The sequence below is a fragment of the Jannaschia halovivens genome (genome assembly GCF_046452375.1).
GTDB classification, from domain to species: Bacteria; Pseudomonadota; Alphaproteobacteria; order Rhodobacterales; family Rhodobacteraceae; genus Jannaschia; species Jannaschia halovivens.
In genome coordinates this window covers 2,181,490-2,206,885 of record NZ_JBKFDJ010000001.1, presented here as the reverse complement: position 1 = coordinate 2,206,885, position 25,396 = coordinate 2,181,490, and the positions used below count along the sequence as shown (strand labels likewise).

The following is a 25,396-nucleotide window of genomic DNA, read 5'->3' as shown; positions in this document are numbered from 1 at the left end:
GGTCTGGGGCGCGGGGTTACCACGAGGCCCCCGGATAGGCGCGCTGGAGCCACTGCATCTGGGTCAACATGTGGCCCAGGTGTTCGGAATGCCGCGCGCCGGTTCGCCCGCCGGCATGGGCGAAACCGTCCTCGGGACGGGTCAGGGTGGCGTCGGCGAGGACGTCGCCGATCGCCGCGTCCCATCCCGCGCGCAGCGAAGAGGGCAGGGGGGCGATCCCGGCCTCCGCCATGGCCGCGTCGACCTCGTCATCCGCGAACATCTCGCCCGTGAAGGGCCACAGCCGGTCGAGTGCCGCCTGCATCCGCGCGCGGCTCTCCTCGGTGCCGTCGCCGAGGCCCACGACCAGTCCGGCGGTCCGCTCGGCGTGGTAGGCGCCTTCCTTGACCGCCTTCGCCGCGATGGCGGCCACGGCCGCGTCGCGCGATCCGGCCAGCGCACGAAGCTGCGCGAGGTGCCAGTGATCGAAGAGAAAGGAGCGCATGATTGTATGCCCGAAATCGTGGTTCGGCTGTTCGACGAGCAGGAGGTTCCGGAAATCCCAGGCGTCGCGCAGCATCGCCAGATCGTCCTCGGAGCGATCCGCCCCCTCGACCACGCCCGCGCGCGCCAGCCACATCCGCGCCTGCCCGATCAGGTCGAGCGCGGTGTTCGCCAGCGCGATATCCTCCTCGAGCGCCGGCGCCGTGCCGCACCATTCCGACAGGCGATGCCCGAGGACGAGGGCGTTGTCCCCCATCCGCAGCAGGAACGTGACGCGCGCCGTGCTCACATCGCCCCCACGTCGTCGGGAATGTCGAAGAAGGTCGGGTGGCGGTAGGTCTTGTCCTCGGCGGGGTCGAACATCGGGCCCTTCTTCGAGGGGTTCGAGGCCGTGATCGCGGCCGAGGGGACGACCCAGATGCTGACGCCTTCCTGACGGCGGGTGTAGACGTCGCGCGCGTGATGCATCGCCATCTCCGCATCGGCGGCGTGGAGCGAGCCGACATGCCGGTGGCTCATCCCGTGCTGGCCCCGGATGAACACCTCCCAGAGCGGCCATTCGCGCCGGGCACGGCCCTCGGGCGTCTCGGTGCCCGGATAGGGCTGGGTCGCGTGATTGCTCATGCGTCCGCCTCCGCGCCGTGGGCGCAGCGCCGGAAGGCCGCCATGTCGACATGGTCCCAGCCGAAGGCGTGATCGGTCGACCCGTGCACGCGCAGATGGGCCAGCCGGTCCATCGCCTCGACCAAACTGGGACGATGACCATCCGGGACGTGCCACATCACGAAATGCGGCTTCGTCATCGTCTCGAACCAGTCAGTTCCGCGGTCGTAGAACCGGGCGTGAACCGTGTTGAAGACGTAAGCCCCGAGGCTTTCGACGTCGGTCCAGACTGACAGGTTCGAGATCATGTCCGGGTCATCGGGCACCGAGATATCGGTCGCGTTGCCGCCGTCTGACTGCATTCGCCAGACGAAGCCGGGGCTGCGTTCGGCGAGCGCGTTGATCCGGTCGAGATTGTCCATGAAGGGCGCGATCCGGTCGTCGTCCAGCGCGTAGCGGGCATAGCCGACATTGAGCTGCGCGAGGTTCATTCCGCCGCCACCTTCGCGGCACGCCGCTTCTCTGCATGCGCCATCAGCCCCTCGCGCACCCAGGCGCCGTCGTCCCAGGCCTTGTTCCGGGCCTCGAGCCGCTCGGTGTTGCAGGGGCCGTTGCCCTTCAGGACGTCGTAAAACTCGGACCAGTCGGGCTCGGTGAAATCGTAGTGCCCCGTCTCCTCGTTCCACGCGAGATCGGGATCGGGCACCGTCAGGCCCAGCCACTCGGCCTGCGGCACGGTCTGGTCGACAAATTTCTGCCGAAGCTCGTCATTGGTGTTCATCTTGATGCGCCACGCCATGGACTGCGCGGAGTGCACGCTGTCCTTGTCGGACGGCCCGAACATCATCAACGCCGGATACCAGAAGCGGTCGAGCGCATCCTGCGCCATCCGGCGCTGCGCCTCGGTGCCGCGGGCCATCTTCGCCATGATGTCGAAGCCCTGCCGCTGGTGGAAGGACTCCTCCTTGCAGATGCGGATCATGGCGCGGGAATAGGGGCCGTAGCTGGTCCGCTGCAGCGGCACCTGGTTCATGATCGCCGCCCCGTCGACCAGCCACCCGACCGCGCCCATGTCGGCCCAGCTGAGTGTCGGGTAGTTGAAGATCGACGAATACTTCATGCGGCCATCCAGCAGCATCTCCGTCAGCTCGTCGCGGCTGACGCCCAGCGTCTCGGCGGCGCAATAGAGATAGAGCCCGTGCCCCGCCTCGTCCTGTACCTTGGCCAAGAGGATCGCCTTCCGCTCCAGCGTCGGCGCGCGGGTAATCCAGTTGCCCTCGGGCAGCTGGCCCACGATCTCGGAATGGGCGTGCTGGCCGACCTGCCGGATCAGGGTCTTGCGATAGCCCTCGGGCATCCAGTCCTTCGGCTCGATCTTCTCGCCTCGGTCGATCCGCGCCTGGAACGCGGCGAGCTTTTCGGGGTCGTCGGCAGTCGCTTCGGAGGTCACCATCTGGGCATACATCGTCAGGTCCTTTCCAAGATCATCGCGGCGCCCTGTCCGACGCCGACGCACATCGTCACGAGCGCGTAGCGCCCGTCGATGCGTTGCAGGTGCCGCGCCGCCGTCAGCGCAAGGCGCGCGCCCGACATGCCGAGCGGATGGCCCAGCGCGATGGCGCCGCCATACGCGTTCACGCGCGCGTCGTCATCGGCCAGCCCCAACGCCCGCGTCACGGCCAGCGCCTGCGCGGCGAAGGCCTCGTTGAGTTCGATCACGTCCATGTCGCGGATCGTGAGGCTCGCGCGGGCCAGCGCCTTCTCGGTCGCGGGGACCGGGCCGATCCCCATGACGCGGGGTGCCACGCCGGCCGACGCCATCGTCACGACGCGCGCCATCGGGGCGAGCCCGTGCGCCTCCGCCGCCTTGCCCGAGGCGATCAACAAGGCGGCGGCCCCGTCATTGACGCCCGAGGCGTTGCCCGCCGTCACGCTCAGGTCGGGGCCGTTCACGCCGCGAAGCGTCGCGAGCTTCGCCTCATCCGTTCCGGGGCGCGGATGCTCGTCGGTGTCGAAGACGACCGGATCGCCGCGCCGCTGGGGCAGGACGACGGGCGCGATCTCATCGGCGAAGATCCCCGCGTCCTGGGCGGTGGCCCAGCGGGCCTGCGAGCGGGCGGCGAAGGCGTCTTGGTCCGCGCGGCTGATACCGTGCTCGGCGGCGACGTTATCGGCCGTCTCGGGCATCGAGTCCGTCCCGTGGGCCTTTTGCATCGCCGAATTCGGGAAGCGCCAGCCGATGGTGGTGTCGTAGGTCTCGACCTTGCGCGACCAGGCCCCGTCGGCCTTGGCCGTGACGAAGGGCGCGCGGGTCATGCTCTCGGACCCGCCCGCGATGCAAAGGTCGTAGTCGCTCGCCCTGATGCCCCGCGCCGCGAAACCCACCGCGTCCAGCCCGCTGGCGCAGAGCCGGTTGAGCGTGATGCCGGGCACGCTCTCGGGCAGACCGGCCAGAAGCGCCGCCATGCGCGCGACGTTGCGGTTGTCCTCGCCCGCCTGGTTCGCCGCGCCGAGGATGACCTCGTCGATCTCCGCCCCATCCAGCGACGGGTGCCGCGCCATCAACGCGCGGATCGGCTGCGCCGCGAGGTCGTCGGCGCGCATCCCGGCGAGGGCGCCGCCGAAGCGCCCGATCGGGGTGCGGATGCCGTCGCAGATGAACGCGTCCATCGGAACTCCTCGGGGGTGGCGGTAGGCGGGATATATCTCATCCGACCCCCTGCGGCAAGAAACATGTTACGCATTCTAGGGGAGGCAGGAATTCATGTAACGTTACTGTGCCCGTGTTGTCGCCCCAGGTCGCAGCACGCAGTCGAGGCGCATGACCGGATCCGGGGTCAGCCCGTTCAGCCGCGCCAAGAGGTTCTGCGCCCCGATTTCGCCGATCTGGCGACGGGGCGTCTTCAGCGTCGTGATCGGCCGCGGCATCACGGTCGTCAGGTCGAGCCCGTTGAACCCGACGATGCCAGTGGTGCCCGGAACGTCGAGACCCGCCGCCTCGGCCGCCATGAGGCCACCAAACGCCATGTTATCGGTCAGGAAGAACACCACGTCCGGCGCGTCGCTGCGGTCAATCCGGCCAAAGCCCTCGGCCCCCGCCACGAAGCTGTTGCCCCCGGTCACGGCGACCCGCCGGACCGCACCCGCGCCGACATCGCGGAAGGCCCGCACGATGCCTGCGAAACGCTGGTCGGCGCGGGGATCGACACCTTCGGGGGCGCCGACATAGACGGGCCTGCGATAGCCCAGCGCGGCGACGTGCCGCGCCAGCACGAGTCCCGCCTGCAGGTGGTCGATGCCGACGCAGATGTCGATCGGGTCGTCGGTCACGTCCCAGATTTCCAGCACCGGGGTGCGGCCGGCCAGAAGGCGCGTGCGCAGCGCCGGTGCGTGATGCACCCCCGTCAGGATCAGCGCGGCGGGGCGCCAGGCGAGCGTGCGCTCGGCCCAGGACAGCTCGCGGTCGAGATCGTAGTCGCTGGTGTCCATCACCGACGAGTACCCGGCCCGCTCGAAGGTGCGGCGCATCCCGGAGAGGACGTCCGCGAAGACGTCGTTCAGAAGCGTGGGCAGCGAGATGCCAACCAGCGTGGAGTTCGTCACCGCCAGCGCCCGCGCCGCCGAGTTCGGGAAGTACCCCATCTCCTGCGCCAGGCGGACGATCCGCTGCCGCGTCGCCGCCGATACGCCATCGACCCCGCGCATCGCCCGGCTGACCGTCATCAGCGACACGCCCGCCGCCTCGGCCACGGCGCGGATATCGGCGGCACCTCCGCTCTTACGCTTGCGCAAAGCCCAATCCTGACAGGCGCTTGCGCCCCGCTACGTTAACGTTAACGTCCATGGGGAACGTGGCACCTTCCCAGCGGGCCGTCCAGTGGGAAGGATGGCGAGGCACAGCCGGAGGGGAGGCCGCGTTGCCGCGTATCACGTTCGACCAGGTCGAGAAGTCCTTCGGGCGCACGCGCGTGCTGCCGCCGCTCGATCTCGTGCTGGACGATGGCGAATTCACCGTCCTTGTAGGGCCGTCGGGCTGCGGAAAGTCGACGACGCTGCGCCTTCTGGCAGGGCTCGAGACGTTGTCGGGTGGCGAGATCTATTTCGACGACCGTCCCATCGGATCGCTGGAGCCGAAGGAGCGGGACATCGCGATGGTGTTCCAGGATTACGCGCTCTACCCGCACATGAACATCGCGCGAAACATGTCCTTCGCGCTGCGGCTTGCGCGCCAGCCGAAGGCGACGATCGATGCCGAGGTCGGGCGCGTGGCCGAAATGCTGAACATCGCGCATCTTCTCGACCGCAAGCCCGCCGAGCTGTCGGGCGGCCAGCGCCAGCGTGTCGCCATGGGGCGCGCGCTGGTGCGCGATGCGGGCACGTTCCTCTTTGACGAGCCATTGTCGAACCTCGACGCCAAGCTGCGCGCCAAGATGCGGACGGAGCTGGCCGAGATGCGCGACACGATCGACAAGAACATGGTCTACGTCACCCACGACCAGGTCGAGGCCATGACGCTGGGTGACCGCATCGTCGTGATGAACGCGGGCGAGATCCAGCAGCAGGGCACCGCCGAGGAGCTGTTCGCGAACCCGGTGAACCGCTTCGTCGCGGGCTTCATCGGCTCGCCCTCGATGAACTTCCTCGCAGGCCAGATCACCGGCGACCGGATCCGGGGCGAGGGCTTCGACCTGCCGCTCGACGGCGAACTCGCCGCCCGCGCGCGCGCGGCCGCCACCCGCGAGGTCGAGGTCGGCATCCGCCCGTCTTCTATCGTCCTCGAGGGCGGCGCCGATATCGAGCTGCGCGTCATCGTGTCCGAGTATCTCGGGGCGCAATCGGTCCTCGTGACCCGCTGTGGCCCCGCCGAAGTGCTGGCCGAGATCGCCAGCGCCGACCGTATCCCGACCGGCCAGTCCCGGCGCTTCGGGGTGCGCACATCCGAAATCATGCTGTTCGACAAGGGATCAGGCGCAAGGATCTGACCCACGCCACCAAGGGAGGAACATCGATGTTCACGAAGTGGAAACTGACCGGCACGGCCATCGCCGTCGCCATCGCGGGGGCGGCCAACGCCAACCCCTATGAGCCCTATGCAGGCACGACGCTGGTCGTGAACTTCCCCGCCCACCCGCATTACGACGCGGCGATCGAGGTGCTGGACCAGTTCACTGAGGAGACCGGCATCGAGGTCGAGGTCGACCAGCTGCAATACCTGAAGATGCGCGAGCGCCAGACGCTGGAGCTGACCAAGGACGAGGGCGATTACGACCTGATTTCCTACGTCGTCTTCTCGAAGGGCGACTACGTCTATGCCGACCAGCTCGAGAACCTGGCGCGCTATTTCATGAACCCCGCGCTGGCCGATCCGACCTACGACCAGGCCGACCTCATCAACGGCTACGTCCAGAATATCGGCGTGGCCGGCGGCGAGAAGGGCTACCTGCCCGGGCAGCTGGGTTCGGCCTTCGGCGTGCCCTTCGGCTCCGAGACCTCCGTGCTGGCCTACAACACGGAGATCTTCGAGAAGCACGGGCTCGAGGCGCCCGAGACCTATGACGAACTGCTCGAGCTGGCCTGCCAGATCCCCGAGCTGGAGCCCGGCGTCGGCGGCATGGCGTCCCGCGCGGCCTCCGGCCACCAGGCGAGCCACGCGTTCCTTCTGCACCTCGCGCCGCTTGGCGGCCGGGTCTTCGACGACAACTGGGAGCCGCGGATCAACGACGAGGCGGGGCTCCAGGCCGCCAACGCGCTGAAAACCATCGTGGATTGCGGCCCCGAGGGCGGCACCACCTTCGGGCCCTCCGAGGCCGCCGCTGCCTTCCGCCAGGGACAGGCCGCGATGTTCCTCGATTCGATCGCCTTCGCGGCCGGGTTCGAGGACCCCAGCCAGTCCACCGTCGCAGGCAAGGTCGGCTACGCGCTCCACCCGATGGGCGTCCAGCGGGCGTCGCAGACCGGCGGCTTCGGCATCGGTATCCCCAAGAACGCGCAGAACAAGGAGGCCGCGTTCCTCCTGCTGCAGTGGCTGACGTCGAAGCACGGCGACAAGCTGGTGGCGATGCAGGGCGGTAACCCGTCCCGCTTCTCGACCTATGCCGACCCCGAGGTGCAGGCCGCGTTCCCCTATTCGGAGACCTTCGGTGAGGCGCTCAAGTATGCCGATCCCGACTGGCGTCCGATTATCCCCGTCTGGGGCGGCATCAATGCCGATATCGGCACGACCATGAGCCAGGTCCTGACCGAGGGGCTCGACCCGCAGGAGGCGCTGGACGGCGTCGCCGAGCGGGCGCGGGCCACGATGGAAGAAGCCGGGTACTACACCTGGGCCGACAAGGAGTGAGGACCCTGGCGCGCCGTCCCTGACGGCGCGCCCGGATGGCGGCGGACGGGGGCATCGAGCCCCCGCCCGCCGCAGCCTCCGGCGGAGGTATTTCCGGCCAGAGGAAGAGGGGACGCCCGCGTCCCGACGGAGCCCAGCGAGACCATGCTAGCCAACGCCAACCGATTGACGCCTTACCTCTTTCTCGCCCCTGCGGTGGCGGTGATGGGCATCGCGCTGCTCTACCCGATCGGCTACATGATCTACGCCTCGTTCCTCGACTGGAACCCGTCCCAGCGGATCGGCGAGGCCGAATGGGTCGGTGTCAGGAACTACGTCAACCTGCTGGGCGACGCGGCCTTCCGAGAGAGCTTCTGGGTGACGATCAAGTTCGCCGCCATCGTCGTATCGGTCGAAATGGTGCTGGGGGTGGGACTGGCGCTCCTGCTGGACCGGGAGCTTCGGGGGATGACGATCCTGCGGACGGTGTTCATCCTGCCGATGATGATCGCGCCCATCGTCGTCGGCCTCGTTTGGCGCTACATGTACCACCCCACCGTCGGCACCTTCAACAAGTGGCTCGACGGGATGGGCCTGTCCTCGGCGCCCTGGCTGTCGGATGGCAATTGGGCCTTCGCGTCCATCGTCATCGCCGATGTCTGGCAGTGGACGCCCTTCATCTTTATCCTTTCGCTCGCCGCGCTGCAATCGATGCCGAAATCGGCGATGGAAGCCGCGCGCATCGATGGCGCGTCCGGCTGGCAGCTGATCTGGCACATCAAGCTGCCCTTGATGCTGCCGGTGCTGATCGTGACCGCGCTCCTGCGCCTGATCGACGCCTTCAAGGTGCTCGAGGTGATCCTCGTGATGACCAACGGGGGTCCGGGCCTCTCGACCGAGATCCTGGCGCTGCGCATCTCGCGCACCGCCTCGGAGTTCCGCGAGCTGGGCTATGCCGCCGCGATGTCGAACCTGCTGCTGATCCTCCTGCTGATCCTGACGATCGTGATGTTCGGCTACACCAAGCTGACCGAGGCGCGCGCCGCCCGGCTGGCGCAGGCCCGCGAGGTCGAGGTGACATGACCGCCCGTCCGAACCCCGCCTTCTACGCGCTGCTGGTCGCCCTCATTTTCATGGCGCTCGGGCCGATTGTCCTGATGGTGGCGAACTCGTTCAAGCTGAACGTCGAAATTACATCGCCGACGGCGTCGTTCCTCTTCACGCCGACGATCCAGAATTACGAGACGGCACTCTGCCACTGGCTGCCCTACGAGCCCGAACACATCCGCCGCTGCGACCGGACCTTCGGGCGGGCACTGGGCAATTCGCTCATCATCTCGCTGGTCTCGACGGCGCTGACGCTGATCCTCGGCTGCATGGCGGCCTATGCGCTGGTGCGGTTCCGCTTCATGGGGCGGCAGGTGACGTCGCTGACGACGCTGATGGTGCGGATGGTGCCACCGGCGGTGCTGCTGGTGCCGGTCTTCGGCATCTGGACGTTCCAGTTCGGCATCGACGGCACGATCGCGGGGATCGTTCTGATCTACGTGGCGATGAACCTGCCCTTCGTGATCTGGATTCTGCAGAGCTTCATCGTGCAGGTGCCGATCCAGCTGGAAGAAGCGGCGCGGATGGACGGCGCGGGACCGTTCCGCACGTTCTTCCTCGTGGTGCTGCCGCTCATCAAGCCGGGGCTGGCGGCCGCGGCGATCTTCACCTTCCGCATCGCGTGGAACGAGTTCCTGCTGGCCAATGCGCTGGCCGATCGCTCGACTCGGACGGTGCCGGTGACCATCGTCAACAGCCTGACCGAGTACGACATCGACTGGGGCGTCATTATGGCCACCGGCACGCTTCTCGCCGTGCCGCCGATCATCTTCACGCTGGTCGCCTCGCGCCAGATCATCACCGGCATGACCGCCGGCGCGGTGAAGGGGTGAGGCGCGATCCGGCACAGCCGGCGAACGGTCCAGTGGACCGGTCGAGCGCCGAACGGGCGGAGCCCCGGGCCGCAGGCAGGCGCGATCCGGCACAGCCGGCGAACGGTCCAGTGGACCGTTCGAGCGCCGAACGGGCGGAGCCCCGGGCCGCCGGCAGGCGCGGTCCGGTGCGGCCGTCGAACGGTTCGGGGGGCCGTTCGAGCGCCAGATGGACGAGACCCCGGACCACGAGTTGCGCCCTTCACGGGCTGCCCGTCGGCACCGCCATGCGGGACGGAGGATCGGCGGGGGCTGCCCCGTGATCGACTGGCTCTTCACTCCGATCGACCCGGGCCGGGCCCATGACCTGAGCGTCGCGGTCAAGTACCATGCCCGCGTCATGGTGATCGCCTGGGGCATCCTCGTGCCCGTGGGCGTGATCGCGGCGCGCTTCTTCAAGGTCCTGCCGCGCCAGCGCTACCCCGAGGTGGTCGACAACCGGGCCTGGTGGCGCGCGCATCTGACGGCGCAGATCGGCGCGCTGATCCTGACGGTGGTCGGCATGTGGCTGATCCTGACGCGGCCCGAGGTGACGTCCTCGCTGACCGCGACGTCGTGGCTGCACCGGTCGCTCGGCTGGGCGGTCCTGTGGCTCGGGATCATGCAGGGCGCGTCCGGGGCGTTCCGGGGTTCGCGTGGCGGACCGGGCGATCCGAGGGGTTCGATGCGGGGCGACCACTACGACATGACCCCGCGTCGTCTCGCGTTCGAAGCGATGCACAAGGTCTCGGGCTATGCCGCGCTGATCCTGTCGATGGGGGCGGTTCTGACCGGGCTCTGGCAGACCAACGCGCCGCACTGGATGTGGATCGTTCTGCCGCTTTGGTGGGGGCTGATGGGGACGCTGTTCTGGCTGTTCCAGAAGCGCGGCATGGTGATCGACACCTATGCCGCGATCTGGGGACCCGATGCGATCCATCCGGGCAATGCCCGCCGGAGGCCCCCCGAAGCCGGCGAGTGATCGCCTTGCGCATGGTCGCGAAGAATGATCCGATCCGCGCCATCAAGCCCCGCCAAGGGGATGCAACCAACCGGGAGACCACGATGCTTCGCACTACGACTGCGATCCTCACGCTTGCCATGCTGGCCGGCGCCGCCAATGCCGAAACGCTGCGCTGGGCGCGCGCCGGCGACAGCCTGACGCTCGACCCCCACGCCCAGAACGAGGGGCCGACCCACACGCTGGCCCACCAGATGTACGAGCCGCTGATCATCCGCGACCAGACCGGCGCGTTCGAGCCCGCGCTCGCCACCGACTGGGCCCCGAAAGAGGGCGACCCGAACGTCTGGGTCTTCAACCTGCGCCAGGGCGTCAAATTCCACGACGGCGCCGATTTCACGGCCGAGGATGTCGTCTTCAGCTTCGAGCGCGCCAAGACCGAGACGAGTGCGATGAAGGAGCTTCTGACCTCCATCGTCGAAGTCCGCGCGGTCGACGACCACACCGTCGAGTTCGTGACCGACGGGCCGAACCCGATCCTGCCAAACAACTTCACCAACCTGTTCATCATGGACAAGGACTGGACCGAGGCGAACGGCGTTACCGCGGTGCAGGACATCGCCAGCGGCGAGACGACCTATGCCGCGACGAACCTCAACGGCACGGGGCCCTACACCCTCGTCTCGCGCGAGCCGGATGTCCTGACCGTGATGGAGGCCAATCCCGACTACTGGGGCGCGGGCGAGTTCCCGATGGGCTACGACCGGATCGAGTACACGCCGATCCAGAACGCCGCGACCCGCGTCGCCGCGCTGCTCTCGGGTGAGGTGGACTTTATCCAGGACGTGCCCGTGCAGGACCTCGAGCGGGTGTCGGGCACCGACAACCTGACCGTGAAGACGACGCCGCAGAACCGGACGATCTTCTTCGGGATGAATTCCGGGGCCGAGGATCTGGAAAACGACAGCGTCGAGGGGGCGAACCCGCTGGCCGATGTCCGCGTCCGCCAGGCCATGAACATGGCGATCAATCGCGGCGCGATCCAGCAGGTCGTGATGCGCGGCCAGTCCGAGCCGACGGGCGTCATCATGCCGCCCTTCGTCAACGGCTGGACCGAGGCGCTCGACGCCCTGCCCGAGGGTGACGTCGCGGCGGCCCAGGCGCTTCTGGCCGAGGCCGGTTACGGCGACGGCTTCTCGATCCAGCTCGACTGCCCGAACGATCGCTACGTCAACGACGAGGCGATCTGTCAGGCGGCCGTCGGCATGCTGGGCCAGATCGGCATTACGGTGAACCTGAACGCCCAGTCGAAGGCGCAGCACTTCCCGCTGATCCAGAACGGCACCACCGACTTCTACATGCTGGGCTGGGGTGTTCCGACCTACGATTCGGAGTACATCTTCAACTTCCTCGCCCACACCAAGGACGGTGAGCGCGGATCGTGGAACGCGACCGGGTTCTCGAATGCCGATCTCGACGCCAAGATCGTGTCGCTGGCCTCCGAGACCGATCTCGACGCCCGCAACGCGACCGTTGCCGAGATCTGGTCCACGATCCAGGACGAGACGCTGTACCTGCCGATCCACCACCAAGTGCTGAACTGGGGCATGACCGATGCGGTCGGCACCGAGGTCTCGCCGGAGGACGACCCGAAGTTCAAGCATTTCAGCGTGAACTGATCCGCGGATCGACCAGTGATTGAAAGGGGCCCCGCGGGGCCCCTTTTTTCGTCGTCGGACAATCTAGCCGGGCGGTCGCAGCCATCCCGTCGCGAAGGTGGTTTCCGTCACGCCCGCGAGACGCGCCGTCCGCTCCAGCGCCGTCTCGAGCCGGGCCGTCCGCCCGACCCCAAACCGTATGCCGGTCTCGGGCCAGACCGCGCGGACATGCAGACGATCCGCGTCGCGGTCGACCTTGGCATCGATCCGGCCAACCAGGCGGTCGCCCTCGAGGATGGGAAAGACGTAGTAGCCGTAGGTCCGCTGCGCCTCGGGCACGAAGATTTCGATCCGGTAGGAGAAGCCGAAGAGCCGCTCGGCCCGTTTGCGGTCGCGGAGGGCGGGATCGAAGGGCGACAGGATGCGGAGTCGGTTCGTCACGTCGGGGACGGGAGCGCTGAGCAGGGACGGTCGCAGGATGCTCTTCCGCCAGCGTCCGTCGACGCATTCGATCTCGGCCTCCACCACCTCGCCTCGCACCCGCGCGCCCGCCACCCATTCCTTCGCCTCCGCAGGCGTTATCAGGTCCCAGAACGCCGCGAGTTCGCCATGCGTGGCGAACCCCAGACGGTCGAGCGCCGCGCCGCAGGCCCAGTTAATCGTCGCCTCGGTGTCGTGTCGGACGGCCAGCCGCTCGGCCGGTATCACGTTCTCGGTCAGGTCATAGACCTTGCGAAACGCGTCCCGCCGCGTCACCGAGAGCGCCCCCGTCCGCCAAAGATATTCTAGCGCGATCTTCGAGGGATGCCAGTCCCACCATCCCCCCGAAGCGCGCGGCTCCTCGGGGGCGAGATCGGCGGAGCAGCAGGGCCCCTCGTCGCGGATATGTCGCAGGACGTCGTCGACCTTGGCCGCCGCGTCTCGTCCGCGCGCGGCCCATTGCTCGGCCAGCCGTGCCTCGTAGCGGGCGAATTTCAGCCGCCAATGCGGGAAGCGCGCCATGTCGATCATGCTGGCATCGTGGGTCCAGTGCTCGAACACGGCGCGGTCGCGGTCATGCAGCAGGTGCAGGTTGCGCGGCCGGTAGGCGGGCCGGCGGGCATGCAGGATCATGTGATGCGCGCGGGCGACCGTCTGCACGCTGTCGAGCTGCACGAAGCCCAGATCCGAGATCACCGATTGCAGGTCTGCGCCACGGCCCGGACCCGACGGCGCCTCGGCCAGCCCGTGCCGGTCGAGGAAGATCGCGCGCGCGGTGCGGTTGTCGATGCGGGGCAGGGCGGCCATCCCCGAGGCATCGCAAACCCGCCGCGCGAGGGGAAGTGATTTGACGCCACCGGAGGTTGTGCCACCTTCCGGGGATACGATCCACGGGGGACCCCAGATGAAACCGATCCTGACCGCCGCGCTCCTGGCCGCGGCCCTGCCCGCCGGTGCCGCCGAGCTGCGCTACGCCTCGACCACCGATCCCAACACGCTGGACCCGAACGCGGGCAATTCCGCCCCGGTCTTCAGCCTTCTCGGCAACGTCTACGAGGGCCTTGTCCGGCGGGGTCGCGACATGTCGATCGAACCTGCGCTCGCCACCGCGTGGGAGCCGATCGGAGACGGCGAAGGCTGGCGGTTCACCCTGCGCGAGGGCGTGACCTTCCATGGCGGGCAGGACTTCACCGCCGAGGACGTCATCTTCAGCTACGAGCGGGCGTCGTCCGAGCAATCCGACACGTCGAGCTGGTTCGCGGGCGTCACCGAGGTGCGCGCCGATGGCGACTTCGCGGTCGAGATCATGACCGCCGCGCCGAACCCGATCTTTCCCGACAGCATCGCCAACTGGATGATGCTCGACAGCGGATGGGCCGCCGAGAACGGCGCCGACCGCCCCAATATCGAGCAGGGCAATTTCGCCACCACGGCGACGAACGGCACCGGCCCCTACATGCTCGCCGATCGCCAGCCGGGCCTTCGGACGGTCCTCGAGGCATATGACGGCTGGTGGGACGACGATCGCGGCAACGTCACCCGCGCGACGTTCCAGCCGGTCCAGAACTCGGCGACCGCCGTGGCGGCCCTCCTGTCGGGCGAACTCGACCTGATCGAGCCGGTCCCGGTGCAGGACGCGGCCCGCGTCGAGAGCGCCGAGGGCGTCGAGGTGATCCGGGGCATCGAGGCCCGCGTCATCATGCTGGGCTTTCCGCACGATGCCGAGGGTCTGATCGCGGGCGGCGAGGGCAATCCCTTCACCGATGCGCGCGTCCGGCAGGCCGTGGCCCATGCGATCAACGTACCCGCGATCCTGCAGACCGTGATGCGCGGCTCGGCCGAGCCTGTGGCGCAACTCGTCGGGGCGGGGATGCGCGGCTACACCGAGGGGCTGGAGCGGCCCGAATACGATCCCGACCGCGCCCGCGAACTGCTGGCCGAGGCGGGCTATGCCGACGGCTTCGCCTTCTCGCTGAAATGCACCAACGACCGCTATCTCAACGACGAGGCGGTCTGCACGGCGATCAATTCGATGCTTGCGCAGGTCGGCCTCTCGCCGCTCTTCGAGACGATGCCGGTCGCGAATTACTGGACGACGCTGCGCGAGGATGATCACGACATGTATCTCCTCGGCTGGTCGCCCGGCACCTTCGACGCCGAGCATCCGATCCGCTTCCTTCTGGCGACCCCGAACGAGGAAGCCCGGCTCGGGTCGTGGAACTTCGGCGGCTTCTCGAACGCCCGCATCGATGAGCTTCTGCCGATGATCCAGTCCGAGATCGACGACACCGCGCGTCAGGCGATGCTCGACGAGGTGGCGCAGATCCAGCTCGACGAGGCGGCTTATGTGCCGCTCTACGTGCAGCCCCTGATCTGGGGCGTCGCGGATGGCGTCGACGTCGTGCAACGGCCCGACAACTTCGTGAATCTGCGCTGGATCACAGTCGCGGAATGACGTCGGGCGGGGGCCCCCGTGGCCCCCGCTCCTTCCCGGTTGACGTTCATGCGGCCTTGACCGCCCGGTCCCCCGGCGCGACACCGGTTGCATGCTCGCCTACATCATCCGCCGCGTGATCCAGTCCTTCATCGTCCTTCTGGCCGTGGGTCTGGTCGCGTTCTCGATGTTCCGCTTCGTCGGCGATCCGATCGAGAGCCTTCTGGGACAGGAACGCACGGTGCAGGACGTGGAGCGGCTGCGCGAGGCACTGGGCCTGAACGATCCGTTCCTCGTGCAATACGCAAGCTTCCTCGGCCGCGCGCTGCAGGGCGATTTCGGGATCAGCTACCGGCAGGCCCGCCCCGTGGCCGAAATCATCGCCGAACGCGCGCCCGCCACGCTGGAGCTGGCCGCCGTGTCGGGCATCCTCGCCATCGGGCTGGGGATCGCGCTGGGCGTCTTCACGGCGATCCGTCGCGATGGATGGGGCGCCAATATCGTCATGTCGACCTCGCTCATCGGGGTCTCGCTGCCGACCTTCCTGATCGGCATCCTGCTGATCTACGTGTTCGGCGTGCAGCTCAGGTGGCTGCCCACCTTCGGACGCGGCGAGGTGGTCGACCTCGGCTGGTGGACGACGGGCCTCCTGACCGAAAGCGGCCTCAAATCGCTGATCCTGCCGTCGATCACGCTGGGTCTCTACCAGATGACGCTCATCATGCGGCTGGTCCGGTCCGAGATGCTCGAGGTGCTGCGACAGGACTATATCCGCTTCGCGCGTGCCCGTGGCCTCTCGGCCCGGTCTGTCAATTTCCGCCATGCCCTCAAGAACACGCTGGTGCCCGTCATCACGGTGACCGGCCTGCAACTCGGCGCGATCATCGCCTTCGCGATCATCACCGAGACGGTGTTCCAGTGGCCGGGCGTCGGTCTTCTCTTCATCAACGCGGTGCAGTTCGTCGACATCCCGGTGATGGCCGCGTACCTGATGCTGATCTCGGTGATGTTCGTGATGATCAACCTTCTGGTCGACATCCTCTATGTCTGGGTCGATCCGCGACTGCGCATCGACGGGAGGCACGCATGAGCGACGTCACCGACGCGACCCGTCAGGGCCCCAAGCCCGAGGGCCGGTTGGAGGCCGCCGAGCAGGTCCGCCCGTCACGCTGGAAAAGCATCTGGGACAGTGACATCGCCTATTCGTTCCGCCGCTCGCCGGTGGCGATGGTGGCCGCACTGGTGACCGCGATCCTCGTGCTTTCCGCGATCTTCGCGCCGCTGGTCGCCACGACCAACCCGTTCGACCCGTCTTCGCTCAACCTGATGAACGGCTTCACGCCGCCGGGCGCCGACAACGCCTTCACGGGCGAAAGCTTTTGGCTCGGAACCGATGACCAGGGGCGCGACGTCTTCTCGACCATCCTCTACGGCATGCGCATCTCGCTCTTCGTGGGCGCGATGGCGGTGCTCTTCGCGATGGTCCTCGGGATCGGTCTGGGCCTTCTGGCGGGCTATGTCGGCGGCTGGGTCGACAGCGTTATCATGCGCGTGGCCGACGTGCAGCTCACCTTCCCGTCGATCCTCGTCGCACTCCTGATCTTCGGGATCGCGCGCGGCCTGATCCCGATCGAGCATCGCGACCAGATGGCGATCTGGGTACTGATCCTCGCCATCGGCCTGTCGGACTGGGTGCAGTTCGCCCGGGTCGTCCGCGGCGCCACGCTGGTCGAGAAGAACAAGGAATATGTCCAGGCCGCGCGCCTGATCGGCCGCAAGCCCGGCGCGATCATGTTCCGCCACATCCTGCCCAACGTCCTGTCGCCGGTCCTCGTGATCGCGACGATCTCGTTGGCGCTGGCCATCATCGCGGAAGCCACGCTCAGCTTCCTCGGCGTCGGCGCACCGCCGACGCAGCCGTCGCTGGGCACCCTGATCCGCATCGGCCAGGATTTCCTCTTCTCCGGCGAATGGTGGATCCTCTTCTTCCCCGCCGTCACCCTCCTCGCTCTCGCGCTCTCGGTGAACCTGCTGGGCGACTGGCTGCGCGACGCGCTGAACCCGAGGCTGCGATGACCATCCCCGTCCTGACCCTCGACGGGCTGACCGTCGACATTCCCACGCGCCACGGCACGTTGAGACCCGTCGATGACGTCTCCTGGACGATCGACGCGGGCGAGATCCTGGGCGTGGTGGGCGAATCCGGCGCGGGCAAGTCGATGACCGGCAACGCGGTGATCGGCCTTCTCGACAGCCCAGCGCATATCTCCGGCGGAGAGGTTCTGCTCGAGGGCGAGCGGATCGACCACCTGAGCCTGGCCCAGATGCGCCGCATCCGGGGCAAGCGGATTGGGATGGTGTTCCAGGACCCGCTGACCTCGCTCAACCCGCTCCTGACCGTGGGCGAGCAGCTGACCGAAACGATCCTGCGCCATCTCAACATGAGCGCGTCCGAGGCGCTCGCGCGCGCGGTGCGCGGCCTCGACGAGGTGGGTATCCCCGCTGCCAAGGACCGGATGGACGCGTATCCGCACGAGTTCTCGGGCGGGATGCGCCAGCGGGTCGTGATCGCGCTGGCGCTCTGTGCCGAGCCGACCCTCCTGATCGCGGACGAGCCGACGACGGCGCTCGATGTCTCCGTGCAGGCCCAGATCACGGCACTTCTGAAACGCCTCTGCCGCGAGCGCGGAATGGCCGCGATGCTGGTCACCCACGACATGGGCGTCATCGCCGAGACGGCGGATCGCGTGGCGGTCATGTATGCGGGCCGCCTGGCCGAGATCGGCCCCGTCAGCCAGATCGTCGGCCATCCGCGCCATCCCTATACCGACGGCCTGATGGCCTCGACGCCCGCCGCCAGCGCGGGGCAGGCGCGGCTGCGGCAGATCCCCGGCGCCATGCCCCGGCTGAACGCGCTGCCCGACGGCTGCGCCTTCTCGCCCCGCTGCCCGCGCGCGCAGGACCGCTGTCGCCACGATCCGCGCCCGCGCGTCGGCGAGGCGGATGCGCGCGCCGCCTGCTGGTTCCCGATCGACGCGGCGGAGGACGCGGCATGAGCCTCGTGAAGGTACACGGCCTGACCCGCGTGTTCGACGTTTCGAAGCCATGGCTGAACCGCCTGATCGAGCGGCTGCCCAAGCGGATGCTGACCGCGGTGTCGGACGTCGATTTCGACATTCCCGAACGCACGACTTACGCGCTGGTGGGCGAGAGCGGGTCAGGCAAGTCGACCATCGGCAAGATGGTCGTGGGCCTCCTGCGACCGACCGAGGGCCATGTCGAGATCGAGGGCATTGATCTCTTTGCCGAGCGCGATCCGGACGTGATCGATCGCATCCGGACCGACATCCAGATGATCTTCCAGGATCCCTTCGCGTCCCTGAACCCCCGCTGGCGGGTGCGCGATATCATCGCCGAGCCGGTCGCCTCGCGGGGCGGTGACGTGAACGGGCTGGCCGAGCGGCTGCTGGAGCAGGTGGGTCTCGCCGCCGAGGATGCGGCCAAGTATCCGCATCAGTTCTCGGGGGGCCAGCGCCAGCGGATCTGCGTCGCCCGCGCGCTCGCCTCCGAGCCGAAGTTGATCGTCTGCGACGAGCCGACCTCGGCGCTGGACGTGTCGGTACAGGCGCAGGTCTTGAACCTCATGTCCGATCTCAAGGACGAGCACGGCCTGACCTACCTCTTCATCAGCCACGACCTGACTGTCGTGCGGCACATGGCCGACACGATCGGCGTGCTCTATCTCGGCCGCCTGGTCGAGGAGGCAGCGCCCGGCGATCTCTTCACCCGGCCCGCGCATCCCTACACCGCGATGCTGATCGACGCGGCCCCGAAGCTCGACGCCTTCGGTCGCGAGGTGGAGCCGCCCGAGGGCGAAATCCCCGACCCGATCGACCCGCCCAAGGGCTGCGCCTTCCACCCCCGCTGTCCGCTCGCCACCGAGATCTGCTCGGCCGAGCGGCCCCGGCTCCAGCCCTTCGGTGAGGGCCGCGTCGCCTGTCACCACGCGGGGCAGGTCCGGCTCGAAACCGCGGCCTGACGCCCCTTTTCCTCTGGCCCGAAATACCTCGGGGAGCGCGAGGGGCTGGCCCCTCGCTCCCGCCCCCTGCAAGATGCGCCGACGACCGCGACAGGAGGACACCGCCATGGACTGGGCGACAAGCCACGACCGCCGCTTCGACAGCTTCGTCCTGGGCAACGCGCCGCTCAAACGGCTGGCCACGGGATTTTCGTGGACGGAAGGGCCGGTCTGGTTCGGCGATGCCGATTGCCTGCTGTTCAGTGACATCCCCGACAACCGCATCCTGCGCTGGTCGCCCGAGAGGGGGATCAGCACCTATCGGGCGCCGTCGAACTTCGCGAACGGCCACACCCGCGACCGGCAGGGGCGGCTGATCAGCTGCGAGCATGGCGCGCGCCGCGTCACGCGGACCGAGCCCGACGGCACGATCACCGTGATCGCCGACGGGTTCGAGGGCCACCGGCTCAACTCGCCCAATGACGTGATCGTGGCCTCGGACGGCGCGATCTGGTTCAGCGATCCGCATTACGGCATCGCCATGGATTACGAGGGCGCCCGCGCCGAGCAGGAGCTGCCCTGCCGTGTCTACCGCGTCGACCCCGACGGCGGAATCGAGGTGAAGGTCGACGATCTGCAATGTCCCAACGGCCTCGCGTTCTCACCCGACGAGAGCCTGCTCTACGTCGCCGATACGGGTCGCATCTTCACCGACGACCGCAAACACCTGCGCGTCTACGAGACGGGGCCCGGCGTCCTGGCGGGCCGCGACTTCTTCGAGGTCGATATCGGCTTCACCGACGGGCTGCGGCTGGATGAGGACGGCAATATCTGGTCGTCGGCCGGGGATGGCGTCTGGTGCCTGTCGCCCGGCGGCGACCTGATGGGCAAGATCCTCGTGCCCGAGACCGTGTCGAACGTCTGCTTCGGCGGCCGCTCGAAGCACGTTCTCTACATCACCGGCACGACCAGCCTCTATTCCATCTCGCTGAACCGTCGCGGGGTGCAATGGCCATGATCCATCCCGTCATCCTCTGCGGCGGCTCGGGCACGCGGCTCTGGCCGCTGTCGCGCAAGTCGCGGCCGAAGCAGTTTGCCGATCTTCTGGGCGGCGAGACCCTGTTCCAGTCCTCGGTGCAGCGGGTGGCCGCCGAAGGCTATGCTGCACCGCTCGTCGTGACCGCCGACGACTACCGCTTCGTGGTCAAGGAGCAGCTCGACGAGATCGACACCACGCCACAGGCCATCGTGATCGAGCCCGCGCCGCGCAACACCGCCCCCGCGATCCTCGCCGCCGCCCGGCTTCTGGCGCGGGACGATCCCGCGGCCGTGATGCTGGTCCTGCCGTCGGATCACGCGATCCCCGATGCCGCCGCGTTCCGGGCCGCCGTGGCCGAGGGGCTGGACGCGGCGCGCGCCGGGCGCATCGTCACCTTTGGCATCCGGCCCGATCGGCCCGAGACCGGCTATGGATATCTCGAGCTCGACGGGACGGGGGCGTCGGGGGCGCAAACGCTGCTCGGCTTCGTCGAAAAACCCGATGCCGACCGCGCCGCCGAGATGCTGGCGGTGGGAACGTATCTGTGGAACGCGGGCATCTTCCTCTTTCGCGCCGACACGATGATCGCCACCTTCGACGTGCATTGCGCCGATCTGTCCGATCCCGTGGCCGCCGCCGTGGCCGGGGCCCAAACGGATCTGGGGTTCCTGCGCCTCGACCCAGCGGCCTGGGCGCGGGCGCGCGACATCTCGATCGACCACGCCGTGATGGAGAAGTCCGACGCACTCTCGGTCGTGCCGTTCGATGGCGCGTGGTCCGATCTCGGCGACTGGCAGGCGATCTGGCGAGCGGATGGTGCGGACATGGTGACCCACGGCGCCGTCACCGCGATCGATTGCGAAGGCAGCCTCCTGCGGGCCGAGCGCAAGGGCCAGGTCCTGGTGGGCGTGGGTCTGACGAATATCGTCGCGGTGTCGATGGGCGACGCAGTCCTGATCGCCGACCGGGGACGCGCGCAGGACGTGAAGCTGGCCGTCGATGCGCTGAAGGCCGAGGGTCTGCCGCAGGCCGCGCAGCATCCCGTCGATTACCGGCCCTGGGGCTGGTACGAGAGCCTCGTGCAGGGCGACCGCTTCCAGGTGAAGCGCATCGTGGTGAAGCCGGGTGCCTCGCTCAGCCTCCAGAGCCATCACCACCGGTCCGAGCATTGGATCGTCGTCGAGGGCACAGCGCGGGTCACCGTCGACGACGACGTGCGGCTTCTGGGCGAGAACCAGTCGGTCTACATCCCGCTCGGCGCGGTCCACCGGCTGGAGAATCCGGGCAAGGTCGACATGGTCCTGATCGAGGTCCAGACCGGCAGCTATCTCGGTGAGGACGACATCATCCGCTACGAAGACAAATACGCCCGCACATGAAACGCTTTCCATCGCGCGCCCGAGGTGGTGTCATCACCGCCGACAGGGAGGGTCGTCCATGAATTGCGTCTTCGTCCAGATCCGGTGCCGACCGGGCGCTACCTTTGCCGTGGCGGACGCGATCGTTCTCAAGGAGATTCACTCGGAGCTCTACTCCACCAGCGGCGAGTTCGACCTGTTGATGAAGCTCTACATTCCTGAGGGAGAGGATACGGGGCGGTTCATCAACGACAACCTGCTGGATATCGACGGAATCGAGCGGACCTTCACGACGATCACATTCAACACGTTCTGACCGGACGACACGACAGGGGACAGGGACCATGAAGACGATACTGACCGCGGCACTCGCGGCACTGATCGCGGGCGGCGCGATCGCCGAAGGGCACAACACGGTGAAGGTCGGCATGATCACCACGCTGTCGGGCGGCGGCGCCGGCCTCGGGATCGACGTGCGAGACGGGTTCATGCTGGCCGTGAAGGATCGCAAGGAAATCGAGGTCGTGATCGAGGACGATCAGCGCAAGCCGGATATCGCGGTGCAGCTTTCGGACAAGATGATCCAGTCCGAGGAGGTCGACGTGCTGACCGGAATCATCTGGTCGAACCTCGCGATGGCGGTGGTGCCGGGCGCGGTGGCGCAGGGCAAGTTCTACCTGTCGCCCAATGCGGGGCCGTCGGCGCTCGCCGGGCGGGGCTGCCACGAGAATTACTTCAACGTCGCGTGGCAGAACGACAACCTGCACGAGGCGGCGGGGGCGCACGCCAATTCCGCGGGCTACGCCAACACGTTCATCCTCGCGCCCAACTACCCCGCCGGACAGGACGCGCTAACGGGCTTCAAGCGCTTCTACGAGGGCGAGCTTGCGGGCGAGCTCTTCACCGAGCTTGGACAGGCGGACTACGCCTCCGAGCTGGCGCAGATCCGGGCTTCGGGCGCGGATTCGGTGTTCTTCTTCCTGCCGGGCGGCATGGGGATCAGCTTCCTGAAGCAATATGCCGATAGCGGCATCGACCTGCCGGTCGTCGGCCCCGCGTTCAGCTTCGACCAGGGTATCCTGCAGGCCGTGGGCGACGCGGCGCTGGGCGTGGCGAACACCTCGCAATGGTCGAAGGATCTCGACAACGCGGCCAACGTCGCCTTCGTCGAGGCGTTCCAGGCCGAGTACGGACGCCTGCCGTCGCTCTATGCCAGTCAGGGCTACGACACGGGCAAGCTCCTGATCTCGGCGATGGACATGGCCAGCATCGACGATCCCGACGCGTTCCGCGCCGCCCTCGAGATGGCCGATTTCGACAGCACGCGCGGCGACTTCGCCTTCAACTCGAACCACCACCCGATTCAGGACATCTATGTCCGCGAGGTGGTGCGCGAGGGCGACGTGCTGACCAACCGCATCACCGGCGTGGCCCTCGAGGATCACGGCGACGTCTACGCGGCCGAGTGCCAGTTCTGACGATGCGACCGGGCGGGGCCGCGGCCCCGTCCAACGGCCCGAGGGGGCATTCGTGGATATCTTGACGAGCCTGCCGATGATCCTCGGCGTTGCACTGATCGCATCGGCTTCGCCCGGTCCCGCGACCCTGGCCATCGCGGCGACGTCGATGGGGCAGGGCGCCCGCGCCGGGCTGCGGCTGGCGACGGGCGTCCTCACCGGTTCGCTGATCTGGTCGGTCGCGGCGGCCGCGGGCCTCGCCGCTTTGATGCTGCGCCACGGCTGGGCGGTCGAGGCAATCCGCATCGCCGGGGCGGGCTATCTCTTCTGGCTGGCCTTCAAATCCGCGCGCGCGGCGTGGCGGGGTGGACCGCCACCGGTTGCGGCCACCGCGCGGGGGTCATTCCGGAAGGGACTGCTCCTACACCTGACCAACCCGAAGGCGATCTTCTTCTTCGGCGCGCTCTACGCGGTGATCCTGACGCCCGGGCAATCGCCCGCGGCCCTGGGCATCGTCGTCGCCGCCGTCGGCGCCCAGAGCGCGGCGGTCTTTCTCGGCTACGCGCTGCTCTTCTCGCGCGCCGGGCCGATGGCTGCCTATCGGCGGGCCTATCGCGGCATCGCGGCCCTCTCGGCACTGGCCTTCGCGGGCTTCGGCCTCCGGCTTCTGACCGCACGCCTGTCATGAGCGCGATCCTTCTGGTCGAGCAGGTCCTCAACGGCCTGCAACTGGGCGTTATGTTGTTCCTGATGGCGGCCGGCCTGACGCTGGTCTTCGGGGTGATGGGCCTGATCAACCTCGCCCATGGGTCGCTCTACATGGTGGGGGCCTTCGCGGCCGCGCTGGTCGCGGATGCCACGGGGTCGTTCCTGCTGGGGCTCGCGGCGGCGCTCGCGGCGGCCGCGGCGGCAGGGGCAATCGTGGAGCTCGTCGTCATCCGCAGGCTCTACGACCGCGATCATCTGGATCAGGTGCTGGCGACCTTTGCGCTCATCCTCATCTTCTCCGAGGGCACGCGCTGGGCCTTTGGATCCTTCCCGCTCTATCTCGATACGCCTGCATGGCTGTCGGGACCGATCCGCCTGCCGGGCGGGATCGACTATCCGCGCTACCGGCTGTTCCTGATTGCCGTGGGCCTCGCGGTCGCGGGCGCGCTCTTCTGGCTGATCCGGCGCACCCGGCTGGGCATCCGCATTCGCGCGGGCGAGGCCGATCGAGAGATGATCGCCGCCCTCGGCGTCGATATCGGCAAGCTCTACACGCTGGTCTTCGCGCTGGGCGCGGCGCTCGCCGGCTTGGCCGGGGCACTGGTCGGCGCGATCCAGTCGGTGCAGGTCGGCATGGGCGAGCCGGTCCTGATCCTCGCCTTTGTGGTGATTGTGATCGGCGGGATCGGCTCGATCGAAGGGGCGCTGGTCGGCGCGCTGCTGGTCGGGTTGACGGACACGCTGGGGGGCGTGCTCCTGCCCGCCGCGTTCCGGCTCGTGATGGACGGATCGGCGGCGGCGTCGGCGGGGTCGGCCGTCGCGTCGATGGCGGTCTACGCGCTGATGGCAGCGGTCCTGTTCTGGCGGCCGAAGGGTCTCTTCGGATGATATCGGAGCGCGTGCTGAACGTGGCCCTACTCGGCGGGCTGGCGGCGGTCGCCGGGATCGCCTGGGCCACGGGCGAGATCTTCACCGTCACGTTGGCCACGCGGGTCGCGATCCTGGCGCTCGCGGCGGTCGGCCTGAACCTCGCGCTGGGCCTCGGCGGGCTGGTCAGTCTCGGGCACGCGGTCTTCTTCGGAATCGGCGGCTACGCGATGGGCATCCTCGCCAGCCACGCCCAGAGCTACGACCCGATCCTGACCTGGCCCGTGCTCTTCGAGGGCAGCACTTCCATGCCGGTGATCTGGCTGGTTGCGATGGCGGTCTCGGCCGTCGCCGCCTGGCTGATCGGCCTCGTCACGCTGCGGACCTCGGGCGTGTATTTCATCATGATCACCTTGGCCTTCGGCCAGATGTTCTACTATTTCGCGATCTCCTGGCCGGCATACGGGGGCGAGGACGGGCTCTCGATCTACGTTCGCAACGGGTTTCCCAGGCTGAACACGCTCGATCCGATCCAGTTCTTCGGCCTTTGCCTCGCGGTCCTGCTCCTCGCGCTCTGGCTCGTCGCACGGCTGACCGCGTCGGGCTTCGGCCTCGCGCTGGGCGCCGCACGGCAATCCGAGGCGCGCGTGCGGGCGGCCGGGCTCGACCCGATGCGCCTGCGGCTGACGGCCTTCGTGATCTCCGGGGCGATCACAGGCCTCGCGGGCGCGCTCTTCGCCGATCTCAACCGCTTCGTGTCGCCGACGATGTTCGCGTGGCAGATGTCGGGCGAATTGATCGTGCTGGTCATTCTCGGTGGCGTCGCGCGGCTTTGCGGGCCGGTGGCGGGGGCCGCGCTCTTCGTGGCGCTGGAGCATTGGCTGGGCGGCGTCTCCGACTATTGGCAGGTCTTCCTCGGCCTCCTCCTGCTGGCCGTTGTCCTCTTTGCGCGGGGCGGCATCGTCGGTGGCCTGACGCGGCGCTCCCATGGTTGAGCCGGTGCTCGAAGCCCGCGGCCTGACCAAGCGGTTCGGGGCGCTGGTGGCGAGTCGG

25 protein-coding genes are annotated in these 25,396 nt (G+C 68.1%); 18 read left to right on the top strand and 7 right to left on the bottom strand.

The window, feature by feature from the left end:
* Positions 1-16: 16 nt before the first annotated feature.
* The 6 genes from paaC to ACK8OR_RS11205 all read right to left on the bottom strand — a co-directional run bounded on the left by paaC (position 17) and on the right by ACK8OR_RS11205 (position 4,878).
* Positions 17-772 (bottom strand): 1,2-phenylacetyl-CoA epoxidase subunit PaaC, encoded by a 756-nt coding sequence (paaC, locus tag ACK8OR_RS11230; protein WP_410189478.1) that lies wholly within the window; start codon positions 770-772, stop codon positions 17-19.
* Positions 769-1,107: a 1,2-phenylacetyl-CoA epoxidase subunit PaaB gene (paaB, locus tag ACK8OR_RS11225; protein WP_410189477.1), complete on the bottom strand. Its 339-nt coding sequence runs from the start codon at positions 1,105-1,107 to the stop codon at positions 769-771. Before paaB ends, paaC begins: the two co-directional genes overlap by 4 nt.
* Positions 1,104-1,577 carry a DUF3291 domain-containing protein gene (locus tag ACK8OR_RS11220; RefSeq protein WP_410189476.1) on the bottom strand — a complete coding sequence of 158 codons (474 nt, stop codon included), beginning with the start codon at positions 1,575-1,577 and terminating at the stop codon, positions 1,104-1,106. Before ACK8OR_RS11220 ends, paaB begins: the two co-directional genes overlap by 4 nt.
* Complete coding sequence (gene paaA / locus ACK8OR_RS11215) at positions 1,574-2,551, bottom strand: 1,2-phenylacetyl-CoA epoxidase subunit PaaA (RefSeq protein ID WP_410189475.1); 978 nt, start codon at positions 2,549-2,551, stop codon at positions 1,574-1,576. Before paaA ends, ACK8OR_RS11220 begins: the two co-directional genes overlap by 4 nt.
* Before the next feature lie 2 nt (positions 2,552-2,553).
* Positions 2,554-3,756 carry a 3-oxoadipyl-CoA thiolase gene (pcaF, locus tag ACK8OR_RS11210; RefSeq protein ID WP_410189474.1) on the bottom strand — a complete coding sequence of 401 codons (1,203 nt, stop codon included), beginning with the start codon at positions 3,754-3,756 and terminating at the stop codon, positions 2,554-2,556.
* A 102-nt stretch (positions 3,757-3,858) separates the two neighbouring features.
* Positions 3,859-4,878: a LacI family DNA-binding transcriptional regulator gene (locus ACK8OR_RS11205; protein ID WP_410189473.1), complete on the bottom strand. Its 1,020-nt coding sequence runs from the start codon at positions 4,876-4,878 to the stop codon at positions 3,859-3,861.
* A 125-nt stretch (positions 4,879-5,003) separates the two neighbouring features.
* On the opposite strand from ACK8OR_RS11205, the gene ACK8OR_RS11200 reads away from it, so the two are divergent.
* From ACK8OR_RS11200 to ACK8OR_RS11175, 6 genes are all read left to right on the top strand, one after another.
* Positions 5,004-6,068, top strand: a complete 1,065-nt coding sequence (locus ACK8OR_RS11200; protein ID WP_410189472.1) for an ABC transporter ATP-binding protein — start codon at positions 5,004-5,006, stop codon at positions 6,066-6,068.
* A gap of 26 nt (positions 6,069-6,094) precedes the next feature.
* Positions 6,095-7,426 carry an extracellular solute-binding protein gene (locus ACK8OR_RS11195; protein WP_410189471.1) on the top strand — a complete coding sequence of 444 codons (1,332 nt, stop codon included), beginning with the start codon at positions 6,095-6,097 and terminating at the stop codon, positions 7,424-7,426.
* A 144-nt stretch (positions 7,427-7,570) separates the two neighbouring features.
* Positions 7,571-8,488, top strand: coding sequence for a carbohydrate ABC transporter permease (locus ACK8OR_RS11190; protein WP_410189470.1), 918 nt, complete (start codon positions 7,571-7,573; stop codon positions 8,486-8,488).
* Positions 8,485-9,345 carry a carbohydrate ABC transporter permease gene (locus ACK8OR_RS11185; protein WP_410189469.1) on the top strand — a complete coding sequence of 287 codons (861 nt, stop codon included), beginning with the start codon at positions 8,485-8,487 and terminating at the stop codon, positions 9,343-9,345. The genes ACK8OR_RS11190 and ACK8OR_RS11185 overlap by 4 nt, the downstream gene beginning before the upstream one ends.
* 208 nt (positions 9,346-9,553) lie before the next feature.
* The gene (locus ACK8OR_RS11180) at positions 9,554-10,345 is read left to right on the top strand and encodes a cytochrome b561 domain-containing protein (protein WP_410189468.1); all 792 of its coding nucleotides are present in this window, start codon (positions 9,554-9,556) and stop codon (positions 10,343-10,345) included.
* An 83-nt stretch (positions 10,346-10,428) separates the two neighbouring features.
* Entirely contained in the window at positions 10,429-12,003 is a 1,575-nt protein-coding gene (locus ACK8OR_RS11175) for an ABC transporter substrate-binding protein (protein WP_410189467.1), read from the top strand.
* Positions 12,004-12,066: 63 nt separating this feature from the next.
* Here the strand turns inward: ACK8OR_RS11175 and ACK8OR_RS11170 are convergent, their stop codons facing one another.
* Positions 12,067-13,269: a winged helix-turn-helix domain-containing protein gene (locus ACK8OR_RS11170; protein ID WP_410189466.1), complete on the bottom strand. Its 1,203-nt coding sequence runs from the start codon at positions 13,267-13,269 to the stop codon at positions 12,067-12,069.
* Between the two features lie 97 nt (positions 13,270-13,366).
* Between ACK8OR_RS11170 and ACK8OR_RS11165 the strand changes: the two genes are divergently transcribed.
* From ACK8OR_RS11165 to ACK8OR_RS11110, 12 genes are all read left to right on the top strand, one after another.
* Complete coding sequence (locus ACK8OR_RS11165) at positions 13,367-14,917, top strand: ABC transporter substrate-binding protein (RefSeq protein ID WP_410189465.1); 1,551 nt, start codon at positions 13,367-13,369, stop codon at positions 14,915-14,917.
* A gap of 91 nt (positions 14,918-15,008) precedes the next feature.
* Positions 15,009-15,986: an ABC transporter permease gene (locus ACK8OR_RS11160; protein WP_410189464.1), complete on the top strand. Its 978-nt coding sequence runs from the start codon at positions 15,009-15,011 to the stop codon at positions 15,984-15,986.
* Positions 15,983-16,972, top strand: coding sequence for an ABC transporter permease (locus ACK8OR_RS11155; RefSeq protein ID WP_410189463.1), 990 nt, complete (start codon positions 15,983-15,985; stop codon positions 16,970-16,972). The genes ACK8OR_RS11160 and ACK8OR_RS11155 overlap by 4 nt, the downstream gene beginning before the upstream one ends.
* Positions 16,969-17,952: an ABC transporter ATP-binding protein gene (locus tag ACK8OR_RS11150; RefSeq protein ID WP_410189462.1), complete on the top strand. Its 984-nt coding sequence runs from the start codon at positions 16,969-16,971 to the stop codon at positions 17,950-17,952. The genes ACK8OR_RS11155 and ACK8OR_RS11150 overlap by 4 nt, the downstream gene beginning before the upstream one ends.
* Complete coding sequence (locus ACK8OR_RS11145; protein WP_410189461.1) at positions 17,949-18,935, top strand: ABC transporter ATP-binding protein; 987 nt, start codon at positions 17,949-17,951, stop codon at positions 18,933-18,935. Before ACK8OR_RS11150 ends, ACK8OR_RS11145 begins: the two co-directional genes overlap by 4 nt.
* A 106-nt stretch (positions 18,936-19,041) precedes the next feature.
* Complete coding sequence (locus ACK8OR_RS11140) at positions 19,042-19,932, top strand: SMP-30/gluconolactonase/LRE family protein (RefSeq protein ID WP_410189460.1); 891 nt, start codon at positions 19,042-19,044, stop codon at positions 19,930-19,932.
* A complete protein-coding gene (locus ACK8OR_RS11135; RefSeq protein WP_410189459.1) occupies positions 19,929-21,332 on the top strand; it encodes a mannose-1-phosphate guanylyltransferase/mannose-6-phosphate isomerase in 1,404 nt (467 codons plus the stop codon). The genes ACK8OR_RS11140 and ACK8OR_RS11135 overlap by 4 nt, the downstream gene beginning before the upstream one ends.
* Before the next feature lie 58 nt (positions 21,333-21,390).
* Positions 21,391-21,627: an Lrp/AsnC ligand binding domain-containing protein gene (locus tag ACK8OR_RS11130; RefSeq protein ID WP_410189458.1), complete on the top strand. Its 237-nt coding sequence runs from the start codon at positions 21,391-21,393 to the stop codon at positions 21,625-21,627.
* Positions 21,628-21,655: 28 nt separating this feature from the next.
* Positions 21,656-22,789, top strand: a complete 1,134-nt coding sequence (locus tag ACK8OR_RS11125) for an ABC transporter substrate-binding protein (protein WP_410189457.1) — start codon at positions 21,656-21,658, stop codon at positions 22,787-22,789.
* Between the two features lie 52 nt (positions 22,790-22,841).
* Positions 22,842-23,456, top strand: coding sequence for a LysE family translocator (locus ACK8OR_RS11120; RefSeq protein WP_410189456.1), 615 nt, complete (start codon positions 22,842-22,844; stop codon positions 23,454-23,456).
* Complete coding sequence (locus tag ACK8OR_RS11115) at positions 23,453-24,364, top strand: branched-chain amino acid ABC transporter permease (RefSeq protein WP_410189455.1); 912 nt, start codon at positions 23,453-23,455, stop codon at positions 24,362-24,364. Before ACK8OR_RS11120 ends, ACK8OR_RS11115 begins: the two co-directional genes overlap by 4 nt.
* The gene (locus tag ACK8OR_RS11110) at positions 24,361-25,338 is read left to right on the top strand and encodes a branched-chain amino acid ABC transporter permease (RefSeq protein WP_410189454.1); all 978 of its coding nucleotides are present in this window, start codon (positions 24,361-24,363) and stop codon (positions 25,336-25,338) included. The genes ACK8OR_RS11115 and ACK8OR_RS11110 overlap by 4 nt, the downstream gene beginning before the upstream one ends.
* Positions 25,339-25,396: the final 58 nt, after the last annotated feature.

Excerpts from the sequence above, each read along its gene's own strand:
- paaB (WP_410189477.1), bottom strand. The coding sequence starts at position 1,107 with ATGAGCAATCACGCGACCCAGCCCTATCCGGGCACCGAGACGCCCGAG.
- ACK8OR_RS11220 (WP_410189476.1), bottom strand. The coding sequence starts at position 1,577 with ATGAACCTCGCGCAGCTCAATGTCGGCTATGCCCGCTACGCGCTGGAC.
- paaA (WP_410189475.1), bottom strand. The coding sequence starts at position 2,551 with ATGTATGCCCAGATGGTGACCTCCGAAGCGACTGCCGACGACCCCGAA.
- pcaF (WP_410189474.1), bottom strand. The coding sequence starts at position 3,756 with ATGGACGCGTTCATCTGCGACGGCATCCGCACCCCGATCGGGCGCTTC.
- ACK8OR_RS11195 (WP_410189471.1), top strand. The coding sequence starts at position 6,095 with ATGTTCACGAAGTGGAAACTGACCGGCACGGCCATCGCCGTCGCCATC.
- ACK8OR_RS11190 (WP_410189470.1), top strand. The coding sequence starts at position 7,571 with ATGCTAGCCAACGCCAACCGATTGACGCCTTACCTCTTTCTCGCCCCT.
- ACK8OR_RS11185 (WP_410189469.1), top strand. The coding sequence starts at position 8,485 with ATGACCGCCCGTCCGAACCCCGCCTTCTACGCGCTGCTGGTCGCCCTC.
- ACK8OR_RS11180 (WP_410189468.1), top strand. The coding sequence starts at position 9,554 with ATGGACGAGACCCCGGACCACGAGTTGCGCCCTTCACGGGCTGCCCGT.
- ACK8OR_RS11175 (WP_410189467.1), top strand. The coding sequence starts at position 10,429 with ATGCTTCGCACTACGACTGCGATCCTCACGCTTGCCATGCTGGCCGGC.
- ACK8OR_RS11170 (WP_410189466.1), bottom strand. The coding sequence starts at position 13,269 with ATGGCCGCCCTGCCCCGCATCGACAACCGCACCGCGCGCGCGATCTTC.
- ACK8OR_RS11165 (WP_410189465.1), top strand. The coding sequence starts at position 13,367 with ATGAAACCGATCCTGACCGCCGCGCTCCTGGCCGCGGCCCTGCCCGCC.
- ACK8OR_RS11160 (WP_410189464.1), top strand. The coding sequence starts at position 15,009 with ATGCTCGCCTACATCATCCGCCGCGTGATCCAGTCCTTCATCGTCCTT.
- ACK8OR_RS11155 (WP_410189463.1), top strand. The coding sequence starts at position 15,983 with ATGAGCGACGTCACCGACGCGACCCGTCAGGGCCCCAAGCCCGAGGGC.
- ACK8OR_RS11150 (WP_410189462.1), top strand. The coding sequence starts at position 16,969 with ATGACCATCCCCGTCCTGACCCTCGACGGGCTGACCGTCGACATTCCC.
- ACK8OR_RS11145 (WP_410189461.1), top strand. The coding sequence starts at position 17,949 with ATGAGCCTCGTGAAGGTACACGGCCTGACCCGCGTGTTCGACGTTTCG.
- ACK8OR_RS11140 (WP_410189460.1), top strand. The coding sequence starts at position 19,042 with ATGGACTGGGCGACAAGCCACGACCGCCGCTTCGACAGCTTCGTCCTG.
- ACK8OR_RS11135 (WP_410189459.1), top strand. The coding sequence starts at position 19,929 with ATGATCCATCCCGTCATCCTCTGCGGCGGCTCGGGCACGCGGCTCTGG.
- ACK8OR_RS11130 (WP_410189458.1), top strand. The coding sequence starts at position 21,391 with ATGAATTGCGTCTTCGTCCAGATCCGGTGCCGACCGGGCGCTACCTTT.
- ACK8OR_RS11125 (WP_410189457.1), top strand. The coding sequence starts at position 21,656 with ATGAAGACGATACTGACCGCGGCACTCGCGGCACTGATCGCGGGCGGC.
- ACK8OR_RS11115 (WP_410189455.1), top strand. The coding sequence starts at position 23,453 with ATGAGCGCGATCCTTCTGGTCGAGCAGGTCCTCAACGGCCTGCAACTG.
- ACK8OR_RS11110 (WP_410189454.1), top strand. The coding sequence starts at position 24,361 with ATGATATCGGAGCGCGTGCTGAACGTGGCCCTACTCGGCGGGCTGGCG.